Below are 12,055 nucleotides of genomic sequence, written 5' to 3' on the forward strand. Positions count from 1 at the left end.
ATTTTTCCTTTCATGAAAATAAGAAAAATCCGAACCCGCGGACCGGATTCGGATCCTCCGTCATTCCTCGCCAATAATTTTGACTTCCAATTCGAGATCGACCCCGAATTTTTCCTTCACTGTTTTGCGCACCATTTCGATCGTCGCGATGTAATCGGCAGCTGTCGCATTATTTTTGTTAATAATGAATCCTGCATGCTTCGTCGACACTTCCGCACCGCCGAATCCTTTTCCCTGAAGGCCGCTGTCTTGGATGAGCTTGCCGGCAAAATAGCCCGGCGGACGCTTGAACACGCTGCCAACCGATGGATATTCAAGCGGCTGTTTCGATTCGCGCTGAAATGTTAAATCATCCATCTTCGCCTTGATTTGCGCATAATCGCCCCGCTGGAGCGCAAAGACGACTTCGAGCACAATATCATGCGTCCGGCTGATAATGCTTGTTCGATAGCCAAGCTCCAGCTCCTCGTTCTTTAACGTTTTCAACTCGCCGGCGAGCGTCGCCACTTTGACATGATCAAGCACATCTTTCACTTCACCGCCGTATGCCCCGGCGTTCATCATGATCGCCCCGCCGACCGACCCTGGGATGCCGCAGGCAAACTCCAAACCGGTAAGGCTTTGTTCCAGCGCAAACCGCGACACCGCTTTAATGTCCGCCCCGCTTTGTGCGATCACGTTGTTTCCTTCGCGCCAAATGCGGTTCAAATGCTTCAGCTGCATGACAATGCCGCGCAGCCCGCCATCGCGGATGATGACGTTCGAACCGTTGCCAAGAAGCGTAAACGGCAGGTGGTACTCTTCTTTCAGCCGCAACACCTCAATGACCTGCTCGTACGTTTCCGGCCAGACGAGAAAATCGGCCTTGCCGCCGATCCGCACCAATGTATGGTTTTTCATCGGCTCATCACGAAGGACGTTCCTTTCTCCACAAATTTCCATAAGCCTTTGATAAATCTGTTCCGCACGTTCCATCGTTCTGTCACCTTCTTTATTCTTCCATGCCGCTTGGCGGCATTCATCCATACCGTTTCCATTATCGCTGGAATCGCGCCGCATATCAAGTGGGCAATGTTCCTGATTCTGTTTTATTCCGGACTAGGAGCAAAGGTGACGTTCGAAGGAAGGCGGAGATGTTTATGCCTCTTTCAATATGGAAAAGATGATAACAATCAATCATAGTGTAGGAGGGAGTCCATTGCACGACACGTTAGCAGAAGTCAGCGCCATTCTTGGCCGGTCGAAAGAAGCGCTCGGCCAGTTTCAATCGATTTTAGAACCGACGATTGAACAGGCCTCTGACGACCATGCACGGCTGTATTGGCATCATATTTACGAAGAAGAGGAACACCGGTTTGACCGTTTGACCGCCTTGCTTCCAAAGTTGGAGGAGGCGTTGGCGGACGAAGCATTCTTATCGCGGGAAAACGGCGACTTTTTGCGCCTGTTGCAAGACATCAGCCTTGAAAAATTCGGCTTGCACAACTTTTTGGAGCATCTCGATTTGTCCCTCTTCCACTATAAAGGAACGGAACATGAACCAGCCATTACGGCACTGCGCGACATGACCGCTGCGGACTACCAACAGATGAAAGCGGCCCTCGAAACGCTCAATCGCGCGCTGGACGCACCGCTTTCCTTCGCGGCCGCGGTGCCGACAGACGAAAAAGAGAACCAAAAAGATCACCTAAAACTAGCTCAGTATGCCGCCATGCCCACCGCGTCGTCATCCGTCAGCCCATCGTCCAAAGCGCGGCGGCAACTGACGGTCGGCAGCTTAAAAAACATATAAGAAAGGAGAGGAAATATGGATAAAACGAAGCTGTACTCAGAAGCCCCTCTCACAAGCAGCCAATGGGGCGAGCTTGACGAATTGGTCATTGAAACGGCGCGCCGCCAGCTCGTCGGCCGCCGATTTATCGATTTGTACGGTCCGCTCGGCGAAGGCGTCCAGTCGGTCGCCAACGATATTTATATGAACCCGGAACAGGGGGACATGAGCTTCCACGGCAAAGAGCTGAGCCTTTCTGAGCCAACGCGGCGCGTACATTTAACGATTCCACTTTTATATAAGGATTTTATTTTATACTGGCGCGATATCGAACAGGCGAAACAGCTCGGCAGCCCGATCGACTTTTCCGCCGCCGCCAACGCCGCTCAGCAATGCGCGCTGCTCGAGGACGATTTGATTTTCAATGGTTCAACTGAATTTGATGTGCCAGGCATTATGAACGTCAAAGGAAAAATCGCCCACATTCGCAGCGATTGGATGAAATCGGGCAACGCCTTCACTGACGTCGTCGAAGCGCGCAACAAGCTGCTTCAGCTCGGCCATACCGGCCCATACGCGCTCGTCTTGTCGCCGGAATTGTATGCGTTGATCCACCGCGTCCATGAAGGAACGCACGTGCTTGAAATTGAGCATATTCGCGAGCTGATGACCGCTGGCATTTACCAAACTCCGGTCATTAAAGGCAAACGCGGCGTCGTTATTGACACCGGCCGACAAAACATCGACCTCGCTGTCGCGGCCGACATGCAAACTGCGTTTTTAGACACAGAAAATATGAACTACCTATTCCGCGTCTATGAGTCCGTCGTACCGCGCATCAAACGTCCAAGCGCCATCTGCACGCTCGAGGATCCGAACGAGTCAGCATGAGCGGCGCCTGATCTGGAGAAGCGGCACGCGGGCTTCTCTTGCCATCAAACAGCAAAAACGGCATAAGGCCAGCGGTCCGCGCCATGAAAACGAGGCACAGCAAGTTCCCTTTAACGAAAACGCGCCCGGACGATAGGGGAAATCGCCGGGCGGTTTGTTGATTTTCCCATTAAGCGGTGCGGGCCGTTTGTCCTTGCACGTTGGAGACGAGCAGCGACAATTCGGGGCTGAGCGCCTCAACGCCGATGTCATCGATAATCATTTTCGCTTCCCGCCAAAAATGAACGGTATAGCTGCCTTCATAAATCTCAAAGAGGCGTTTTAAATAGCGCCGCTTGTTGTGGATGGCTTCCCGTTTATAAGCGGCGTTGTTCAGCTCACGAATTTTTTTATGTTCAGGCGCAGAGATGACGCTGATGTCATGAACGTTGACGATGAGCCGTTCCCCTTGTTCGGTCACAAAACCGACCGAATAGTATTGGGCGCCTAGTTGATCGATATGAACGATGCAGACGTTTCGATATTCTTCGCCGGAACGGAGGCGGAGAAGCGCCGCTTCCACCGCGCCGCCGACTTTTCGCTCGTTGGCCAAAATCGCTTTCATATCGCGCAGTCCGTTCATCGGAATGCCCATGGTGTCTCCCCCTTGACCTTTACTGAGATGACGTTTTCGCACTTCTTTTTACATATATGATACCAATGATTCACCTTCATGTAAATGAGATTCATTTTCAAATCAAAGATGTAATTTAAAGGAGACGCGGTTAAAAATGGTAAAACCGTTCACAGTCGGCTCATTGAAGCCCGCCTCCCGGTCAACGGAGCGCCTCGCTTCCGCCACAGCTAAGCCTGATGGATCGCCCGTTGTGCGGCCGTCTGTCATTCAAATCAAACAAAACGGAAAAACATTCACTGTACAGCGCAATCCCGGCGTTTCGCTTCTTGACGCCGCCCTAGGACAAGGTGTTCTGCTCGATCACAAATGCAAAAAAGGAACGTGTGGCCGTTGCATGATCACCGTTCTGGCCGGCGCTCACCTTCTCGCTCCGAAAACGCGGCGCGAGCGCGAAAAAACGGATCAACCAGCCAAACGGCTTGCCTGCCAAGCACAAATCCAATAAGCCGATCGCTATTTTAGCACGATCGGCTTATTTTTTCCCATGCAACCGCTCCCGCCTACTTTCTCTCATTGCCTGACGCTTTACGCCATGGTATGACGATGAGAAATACAAAAAACGGACAAGAATGGAGAGCGATACGGTTGTGAAAGAGGTTGAAGAGGCGCTGAAACGTTTTTCCAACGACATCCGTGCCCAAATTGACGAGATGGGCAACCTGCTTCGGGCGGAAATCCAAGACACCGCCAATCAACTTCGGGTGGAAATGCAAAATATGGCCAACCAGCTTCGCGCCGAATTCCGATCTGAACTGCAACAATTCCGCGCCGAAGTGAATGAGCGGTTTGACCGATTGGATCGAAAGTTTTCCGGCTTGCGCGTCGAGCTCACCGAAACGCAAGAAACCGTTCATTTCCTCGCCGCGAAAACCGTCCAGCATGAGAAAAAACTCCACCATCTTGCCCAGCAGCTTGAAAGCATCCATGAAAAACCGCGGTGCCTGCCCACGGCTGAGCGCCGCGGTTTTTCTTGCATGTACCGCCGCCATCGTTCGAAGCAAAAGACGGACAAACGGCCTTATCTGGCAAAAAGCCACGCTGACCGTTGTCAAACGGGACTTCTCTCATTTATAACTCATCAAATCCGTTGTCCACTTGCACTTTCGTATATTGGCGCGGCTTCTGTTCAAAGAAGTCTGATTTGCCGAGGTCGACTTCTTCATACGCTTTAATCCAGCGGAGCGGGTTCGTCCGATAGCCGTCAAACGGGCGGTCAAATCCAAGCTGATGGGCGCGGACGTTGGCGTAAAACTTAATGTACGCTTCCAAATCAGCCAAGTCGATGCCATCGATGTCATGCCCGATGATTTCCCGAGCCCATTCGATTTCCAGCTCAGCCGCTTTCATAAACGTTTCGCGGACAAAATCCGCCAGCTCCGGCGTCCGATATTCCGGGTATTCGTTCAACACTTCCTTGAAAATTTTCGCAAACAAGTCGACATGAATGTGCTCATCCCGGTTGATGTAATTGATCATCGTGCTCGTCGCCACCATTTTTTGCTGGCGCGCGAGGTTGTAGAAAAAGGCGAACCCCGAGTAGAAAAACAGCCCTTCTAAAATGACGTCAAAGACGATCGACCGCAGCAAGTTTTCCACGTTCGGCTCTTCCGCAAACGCCTTGTAGCCGTTCGTCACAAAATCGTTCCGCTTGCGCAGCGTCGGTTCGTTCCGCCAAAAGTCGAATACTTCATCTTGCTTCGCTTTCGGCACAAGGCTCGAGAGCACGTACGAATACGAATGGTTGTGAATGACTTCCTGCTGGGCGAGCATGATCATGAGCGCATTGATGCTCGGGTCCGTAATGTAATCGGCGACGCGCCCAGCGTAGTCGGTTTGGATGCTGTCAAGCAGCGCCAACAGTCCGATGATTTTCAAAAACGCATCCTGCTCGCGGGCGGTCAGCTGCGGAAACTGCTTCACATCTTGCGACATATTGATTTCAAACGGCGTCCAAAAGTTGGCGAGCATTCGCTTATATTTCGCATACGCCCATGGGTAGGCGATATCGTCCCAGTTCAACACATTCGAGCAGCGGCCATTGATGATGCCCGTCGAACGGTTCGGCGCCTCTGGATCCATAATCGGCCGTTTGACTAAGCTGATCGTCATTGTGTCGATTCCTTCCTTTCTCTTTCAAGTATCGTGATGCGCGACCAACCGCAGACGCCCCTCCCACACAAGGAAGGGAAAGCCCGACCAAGGACGTTTGTTGCGCCCCGTGGTCAGCTCGCGCAAGAATCGCACTCTTCGATCGTCCCCGATGTCGAACGCACGTAATACGTCGTTTTCACCCCCGACTTCCATGCCGTCAAATGTAAATCGAGCAGCTCTTTTGCCTTAATCGTGTTCATGACGTAGAAGTTAAATGAGATGGCTTGGTCGACATGGCGCTGGCGGGCGGCGTTTTGTTTGATGCTCCAATGCTGGTCGATATGGTACGCCGATTTGTAATACCATGTCGTCTGTTCGTTTAAATCTGGCACCGTAACGGGAATCTTATAATCTTTCTTTTCCTCGGCGTATACTTTTAAGAAAATGGGATCAATGCTCGCCGTGCTGCCAGCGATGATCGACGTCGATGCGTTCGGAGCGATGGCCATGATATAGCCGTTGCGCATCCCGTAGCGGGCCACATCTTGCTTCAGCTGATCCCAATCGAGTTCGCCGTGGCTTTGGTAGCCGCGCCGTTCAAAATAAGCGCCCGTCTGCCAGTCCGACCCTGGAAACGCCGGGTAACTTCCTTTTTCTTTTGCAAGCTCCATGCTCGCCTGAATCGCCAAATAAGCGATCGTTTCATACAGCTCGTCGGCATAGCGGACCGCTTCGTCTGACTCCCAGCGAATGCCTTTTAACGCCAAAAGATGATGCCAGCCAAAGGTGCCAAGCCCGACAGCGCGATATTTTTGGTTCGTCAGGCCGGCTTGCAGAACTGGGATATTATTGAGATCGATGACATTATCAAGCATCCGCATTTGAATCGAGATGAGCCGCGCCAAAACTCCATCGGTCACCGCACGCGCCAAATTGATCGACGATAAATTGCAGACGACAAAATCGCCTGGTATTTTTTCAATGATAATCGTCCCGTCTTTCACATATTGCCGTTTCATCACCGTTGGGCTTTGGTTTTGCGCGATCTCGGTGCAAAGATTGCTGCAGTAGATCATCCCGAGATGGCGGTTCGGGTTTTGCCGGTTCACTTCATCGCGGTAAAACATAAACGGCGTCCCCGACTCAAGCTGGCTGCGCATGATGCTTTTCATCACTTCAATCGCCGGCACTTTCTCTTTCGACAGGCTCGGTTCGTTGACGCATTGCCAATATTTCTCGCGAAAACTCCCGCGCCCTTTTTCCTCATCATAAAAGTCTTCCAAGCTAAAGCCCATCACCTTCCGCACTTCATGCGGATCAAACAAATACCAGTCGCCTCGCTGTTCGACCTGCTCCATGAACAAGTCCGGAATGCACACGCCGGTGAACAAATCATGCGTCCGCAGCCGTTCATCGCCGTTGTTGAGCCGCGCGTCCAAAAACGCGAAAATGTCTTTATGCCATACATCCAAATAAACGGAAATGGCCCCTTTGCGCTGCCCCAACTGGTCAACGCTCACCGCTGTGTTGTTCAGCTGCTTCATCCACGGGATGACGCCGGAAGAGACTCCTTTAAACCCTTTGATGTCGCTGCCGCGCGAACGGATTTTGCCTAAATAGACGCCAATGCCGCCGCCTGATTTGGACAAATTGGCGATGTCGGTGTTGCTGTCATAAATTCCTTGCAAGCTGTCATCGACCGTATCGACAAAGCAGCTTGAGAGCTGGCCGTACGATTTCCCGGCGTTGGCGAGCGTCGGCGTCGCCACCGTCATGTATAAGTTGCTTAACGCCCAATACGCTTCCTTCACGAGCGCAAGCCGCCGTGTGGCCGGTTCATTCGCCATTAACGTCATGGCAATGACCAAAAACCGCTCCTGCGGCAGTTCATACAGCCGCCGCTCATAATCGCGCGCCAAATACCGGTCCGCGAGTGTGCGCAGCCCGATGTACGTAAACAGCTTGTCCTTATCGGGATCAAGAAACGCGCCGATGGCGTCGATTTCTTCTTTCGTATAACGTTCCAACAGAAGCGGACTGTACACCCCTTGTTCCGTCAGGGCGGCAAGCAGCGAATAGAAATCGCCGTACCGCTCGCGCTCGTCGTACCCGCGATGCCGCGCCGCTTCACGGTACAATTGCCGCAAATACAGCCGCGCGCACACAAACGTCCAGTCCGGCTCCTCTTCGCTTATATACGATAACCCCTCCAAGACAGCCGTCTGATACAACTGTTCAACCGTAACCGTTTCTTTTCGCGAGACGAGCTGCCAAACACGCTCGACATATTCATCAAGCGACAGGCGGCCGAATCCAGCCGCGGTCCGATGGATCAGCGATGCAAACTCTTCACGTGAAAAAGAAATCGGTTTCCCTTGGTCATCGATGATGATCATTTTCGTCAGCACGGTCATTTGCTTCCCCTCTCCTCCAATAAAAAATCCGCTCGGGCAAGCGAGCGGATGAAACGACAGACGGAAAAAGGCAGACGAACTCCTTCTCTTTTTCCCTATCGTTTCATCTTCCCACACCCCGAAGAACATGAAACGTTCCAAGCAAGGCAGGTCTCCTGACTCGTGCATCGTCCTACTTTGGGGCCTTCCCAGCGGCGCGCCGAATGGCTTTTGCTGCCAGTGGCCATCCCATTTCGTCCGCACATACAGTTGCGGGGGCAGTTCCGGATTCGCACCGGATTCCCTATTAAGTCCAAATGGACACCGTTGCTTGGTCAAACCATATGTAGTTGTATAAAAAGGACCGCAAACCAATATATAGTATTTAGCATCCTGATGGAACAAGCATATACCAAAACCGGGAAAATTGCAAGAGCGGGGAAAGTAAATTTTTCTTTTCCGCCCAAAATCGTTTTTTGTTCACACTCCGTTCATAAAAGCGTGCTACGATTCACATGTACGAATCATCACAAGGAGGGAGCACAAAATGGGAGCAAAACATCAAATCGCACCCGACCATCAAGAGTGGGCGGTGGAAGCGCACGGATTGGCGAAAACATTTGGCGGCCATCGGGCCGTCGACGGTCTCAACTTACGCGTGCGCGCGGACACGGTTTACGGGGTGCTTGGCCCTAATGGAGCTGGCAAGACCACAACGATCCGAATGTTGGCAACGTTACTGCGCCCGGACGCCGGTTCGGCCAAAATCTTTGGCTACGATAATCCAATAAGAACAGATCCGCCCTTTTTACTCCACCGTCGGACCACTTTTCTCTTCACGATGATCAAAAAAGGCATCCCGGCCGAACCTCGGGATGCCCTCTCGTTTCCTTATTACGCCTCCAAAACGGACGCTGGACGCTTTTCGTTTTGTACGGATTGAGCAAAATCGTACTTCTTTTCTACATACACTTGATGCCAAACCATAAACGCCAACGCCGTCCACAGCTTGCGGCTGTGGTCCGCCTTGTGGCGGGCATGTTCATCCAGCAGCCGATAGAGCACGTCCTTATGGAACAGATGATCCGTCTCGCTTTCGTTGATGAGCTGTCTCGCCCAGTCATACATTTCGTTTTTCAGCCAGTGGCGAATCGGCACCGGGAACCCTAATTTTTTTCGGTTTAACACATGATCCGGCACAATGCCCTCAGCCGCTTTACGCAAAATATATTTCGTCGTGCCGTTGGCTGTTTTCATGTCAGGGGCGATTTTGGCCGCGACATCAAACACCTTTTTGTCTAAAAAGGGAACGCGCAGCTCAAGCGAATGGGCCATCGTCATTTTGTCCGCTTTGACTAAAATATCACCCCTTAGCCATGTATGAAGATCAATATACTGCATCCGGTTGACGGGCGGGTAATGAAGCGTTTCGCGGTAAAAAGGAGCCGTCACCGCCGTATATTCGCGCCCCTCTTGGTACGTTTTGAGCAACGCCGCTTTTTCCTTTTCGCTATAGATTTTGGCATTGCCGACATACCGTTCTTCGAGCGGTGTTGTACCGCGCTCCAAAAAGCTTTTTCCTTTCATCCCGTCCGGAAGCAGCTTCGCGATCATCCGCAACACGGCTTTTACGATGCTGGGCATTCGCGCAAACAGCCGCAATGACTCTGGTTCGCGGTAGATGTTGTAGCCGCCGAACAGCTCGTCCGCCCCCTCGCCGGAAAGCACAACCGTGACATACTTTCTCGCCTCACGGGCGACAAAATACAACGGCACAGCCGCAGGATCAGCCAGCGGATCATCCATATACCACATGATTTTCGGCAATTCATCGATATACTCCTGCGGCGAAATGACATAGCTAATATTGTCCACCCCAAGCTTCTCCGCCGTTTCTTGGGCGACATCAATTTCGCTGAACCCTTCCCGCTCAAACCCGACAGAAAACGTCTTTAGGTGCGGATGGAATTGTTTCGCGATGGCGACGATGAACGATGAATCAATGCCTCCCGACAAAAACGCACCAACCGGCACATCGCTGCGCATATGGACGCTGACCGAATCAAACAGCGCATCGCGGATTTGCTTGACAAGCTCCTCTTCCGATTGACGAATGGGCTCGAAGGATGCCTTCCAATAACGATGAATCGTGAGCGGTTTTCCGACTTTTTTCTTGAGATAATGACCCGGCTCTAACTTGTAAATGCCATCTGACATCGTCATCGGCTCAGGAACATATTGGAACGTTAAATAATGCTGCAGGGAATCACCGTTCAGCGATTCCTGTCCTAGAGCCAGCAAGATGCTTTTCTTTTCCGAAGCGAAAAACGTGCGATCTCCTTGCTCCGCATAAAAAAACGGCTTAATGCCAAACGGATCCCGCGCCGCAAACACCGTTTTCTCTTGTTTGTCCCAAATGACAAACGCAAACATCCCGCGCAGTTTTTCGACCGCTTTTTCTTTTTCCGCGCTGTAAAGGGCAACAATCGCCTCGGTATCCGAATGCGTCACAAACGAATATCCTTTCGCCGCCAGCTCTTCCCGCAATTCAATATAGTTGTAAATTTCCCCATTAAAAATGATCCAATATCGATCGTTTTCATAAGACAGCGGCTGATGTCCCGCCTCCAGATCGATGATGCTCAGCCGCCGAAAGCCAAAACTCACGTATTCATCAAAAAAATACCCCTCATCGTCGGGGCCGCGATGGGTAATCAGGCGGTTCATCTCCATCAACATTGTTTTCCATGTTTGCTCAATCGCTTTCGGGCGATCATGAATACAACCAATAAAACCGCACATAGTAATGATTGTCCCCCCACTTTGCTAAGAAGAATCGATGTATATACAGAACAAAAACAACACCAAAAGCTATTTTGTTCAATTTTAAGAAAATGACATTTTTTTCTTTAACCGGATCTTCACCACACAGTGTACTTGACAAAGAAAGACGATCATGATAAAGAAAACCAAAACAGCATTTTTTTATACCACACATCTCTTTGAGCAACATTGCTATCATGTTTGTCTTTAAAAGTCAAGTACATCTTTTGGTGATGAACCCTTTAACATAAGAAAGAGAAAGATTTATACAAAGACACTTTCATTCTAACGTACACAAAATCAAGTTTCAAAAACAATCTGTTTCCATTTTTTCAGGAAAACTGCTTGCAAGATTTTCAGTTTCCCCATATATTAACGATAAAATATGGAGAAAGTATGAATTTCATAGTTTCTGCATACTTACTTGTTAATATAAAAACAGCCACTTTTCACAAAGGGGTTGAGAATGGCTTGTTCGCGTTTATCCTTTTTTTGACTTTTCTCATCGTTTCCCTTTGTTTTGTTCTCTTGAGAAGACCTCTAAACGGGAGGATGGATCAACTGTCGCTCGGATTGTATATTTCCTGTTTCTTTCTATTGGCCTCCTCATTATCCTATTATGCAAGCTCGGCCCAGACAGGCGATGCCATCAAAGCCTTCGTACAGAAAAGAAACAGCAGAGAAACCGATCCGCCCCCCAGCAATCAAGCGAAGGAGGTGAATCGATCAGCTGCTCCTTCAAAGAAACGAATTCTAAGGACATCCGTCCTTATTGACGCTCCCCTTTTGTCTCAGCTTCCGGAACTGCCAAGAGGATGCGAGGTGACCAGCTTGGCCATGCTCTTGAATCATGCGGGCATTCGCGTCGATAAGATGACGTTGGCGAAACAAATCAAGAAAAACCCTACTCCATATCAAGTGAGGAATGGCCAAGTGTTTTACGGACACCCAAATGAAGGGTTTGTCGGCGATATGTATACGTTATCGAAGCCTGGATACGGCGTGTACCATAAGCCGATCAAGCAGTTGGCTGAATGGTACTTGCCAAACCAAATCGTCGACTTAACAGGGCAATCGTTTGAGATCATCTATACATACTTGGCCAAAGGCACACCGGTTTGGGTGATTACGAACACCACCTTTCGTCCTCTTCCTCCCTCTGCCTTTCGGGAATGGCAAACCCCGCAAGGCCCGATCAAAATCACGTACCGGGAACATGCGGTGCTCATTACGGGATATGATGAGCAGTACATTTATTTCAATGATCCATTGACCGCTGTCAAAAACCAAAAAGCGCCGAAACAAGACTTTATCGACGCTTGGGTTCAAATGGGACGGCAAGCGATTACCTACCACCGTTAGACATCGGTGAATCCGAATCGCTTGCTTTTTTTTACATTTTAGTTGAAC

10 protein-coding genes, 1 pseudogene and 1 riboswitch are annotated in these 12,055 nt (G+C 50.5%); of the genes and pseudogenes, 5 read left to right on the forward strand and 6 right to left on the reverse strand.

Annotation, left to right across the window (positions count from 1 at the left end; all coding sequences use genetic code 11):
• Positions 1 to 60: 60 nt before the first annotated feature.
• The gene (murB, locus tag LG52_RS11000) at positions 61 to 975 is read right to left on the reverse strand and encodes a UDP-N-acetylmuramate dehydrogenase (protein ID WP_044731960.1); all 915 of its coding nucleotides are present in this window, start codon (positions 973 to 975) and stop codon (positions 61 to 63) included.
• A 223-nt stretch (positions 976 to 1,198) separates the two neighbouring features.
• Between murB and LG52_RS11005 the strand changes: the two genes are divergently transcribed.
• Both LG52_RS11005 and LG52_RS11010 read left to right on the forward strand, forming a co-directional pair.
• A complete protein-coding gene (locus LG52_RS11005) occupies positions 1,199 to 1,792 on the forward strand; it encodes an IMEF encapsulin system ferritin-like cargo protein (RefSeq protein WP_044731961.1) in 594 nt (197 codons plus the stop codon).
• A 15-nt stretch (positions 1,793 to 1,807) separates the two neighbouring features.
• Positions 1,808 to 2,662: a family 1 encapsulin nanocompartment shell protein gene (locus LG52_RS11010; RefSeq protein WP_044731962.1), complete on the forward strand. Its 855-nt coding sequence runs from the start codon at positions 1,808 to 1,810 to the stop codon at positions 2,660 to 2,662.
• Positions 2,663 to 2,831: 169 nt separating this feature from the next.
• Here the strand turns inward: LG52_RS11010 and LG52_RS11015 are convergent, their stop codons facing one another.
• Positions 2,832 to 3,296 (reverse strand): hypothetical protein, encoded by a 465-nt coding sequence (locus LG52_RS11015; RefSeq protein ID WP_044731963.1) that lies wholly within the window; start codon positions 3,294 to 3,296, stop codon positions 2,832 to 2,834.
• Positions 3,297 to 3,432: 136 nt separating this feature from the next.
• Between LG52_RS11015 and LG52_RS11020 the strand changes: the two genes are divergently transcribed.
• Positions 3,433 to 3,783, forward strand: coding sequence for a 2Fe-2S iron-sulfur cluster-binding protein (locus LG52_RS11020; protein WP_044731964.1), 351 nt, complete (start codon positions 3,433 to 3,435; stop codon positions 3,781 to 3,783).
• Positions 3,784 to 3,838: 55 nt separating this feature from the next.
• Here LG52_RS11020 and LG52_RS21010 read toward each other — a convergent pair whose 3' ends face one another.
• The 3 genes from LG52_RS21010 to LG52_RS11035 all read right to left on the reverse strand — a co-directional run bounded on the left by LG52_RS21010 (position 3,839) and on the right by LG52_RS11035 (position 7,843).
• Positions 3,839 to 4,390: a hypothetical protein gene (locus LG52_RS21010; RefSeq protein WP_044731965.1), complete on the reverse strand. Its 552-nt coding sequence runs from the start codon at positions 4,388 to 4,390 to the stop codon at positions 3,839 to 3,841.
• 16 nt (positions 4,391 to 4,406) lie between these two features.
• Positions 4,407 to 5,447: a ribonucleotide-diphosphate reductase subunit beta gene (locus LG52_RS11030; protein WP_044731966.1), complete on the reverse strand. Its 1,041-nt coding sequence runs from the start codon at positions 5,445 to 5,447 to the stop codon at positions 4,407 to 4,409.
• 113 nt (positions 5,448 to 5,560) lie between these two features.
• Positions 5,561 to 7,843, reverse strand: a complete 2,283-nt coding sequence (locus tag LG52_RS11035) for a ribonucleoside-diphosphate reductase subunit alpha (RefSeq protein ID WP_044731967.1) — start codon at positions 7,841 to 7,843, stop codon at positions 5,561 to 5,563.
• Between the two features lie 127 nt (positions 7,844 to 7,970).
• Positions 7,971 to 8,166, reverse strand: a riboswitch (cobalamin riboswitch).
• Between the two features lie 203 nt (positions 8,167 to 8,369).
• On the opposite strand from LG52_RS11035, the pseudogene LG52_RS19075 reads away from it, so the two are divergent.
• Positions 8,370 to 8,603: pseudogene (locus LG52_RS19075) on the forward strand (ATP-binding cassette domain-containing protein); the annotation flags it as partial.
• 113 nt (positions 8,604 to 8,716) lie between these two features.
• On the opposite strand, the gene asnB reads toward LG52_RS19075, so the two are convergent.
• Positions 8,717 to 10,624, reverse strand: coding sequence for an asparagine synthase (glutamine-hydrolyzing) (asnB, locus tag LG52_RS11045; protein ID WP_044731969.1), 1,908 nt, complete (start codon positions 10,622 to 10,624; stop codon positions 8,717 to 8,719).
• A 492-nt stretch (positions 10,625 to 11,116) separates the two neighbouring features.
• Here asnB and LG52_RS11050 point away from each other — a divergent pair, with 492 nt between their 5' ends.
• A complete protein-coding gene (locus tag LG52_RS11050) occupies positions 11,117 to 12,007 on the forward strand; it encodes a C39 family peptidase (RefSeq protein ID WP_044733216.1) in 891 nt (296 codons plus the stop codon).
• The last annotated feature ends 48 nt before the right edge of the window (positions 12,008 to 12,055 follow it).

Source organism: Geobacillus kaustophilus (genome assembly GCF_000948285.1).
Taxonomy (GTDB): Bacteria; Bacillota; Bacilli; order Bacillales; family Anoxybacillaceae; genus Geobacillus; species Geobacillus thermoleovorans_A.

Excerpts from the sequence above, each read along its gene's own strand:
- LG52_RS11030 (WP_044731966.1), bottom strand. The coding sequence starts at position 5,447 with ATGACGATCAGCTTAGTCAAACGGCCGATTATGGATCCAGAGGCGCCG.
- LG52_RS11035 (WP_044731967.1), bottom strand. The coding sequence starts at position 7,843 with ATGACCGTGCTGACGAAAATGATCATCATCGATGACCAAGGGAAACCG.
- LG52_RS11020 (WP_044731964.1), top strand. The coding sequence starts at position 3,433 with ATGGTAAAACCGTTCACAGTCGGCTCATTGAAGCCCGCCTCCCGGTCA.
- asnB (WP_044731969.1), bottom strand. The coding sequence starts at position 10,624 with ATGTGCGGTTTTATTGGTTGTATTCATGATCGCCCGAAAGCGATTGAG.
- murB (WP_044731960.1), bottom strand. The coding sequence starts at position 975 with ATGGAACGTGCGGAACAGATTTATCAAAGGCTTATGGAAATTTGTGGA.
- LG52_RS11010 (WP_044731962.1), top strand. The coding sequence starts at position 1,808 with ATGGATAAAACGAAGCTGTACTCAGAAGCCCCTCTCACAAGCAGCCAA.
- LG52_RS11015 (WP_044731963.1), bottom strand. The coding sequence starts at position 3,296 with ATGGGCATTCCGATGAACGGACTGCGCGATATGAAAGCGATTTTGGCC.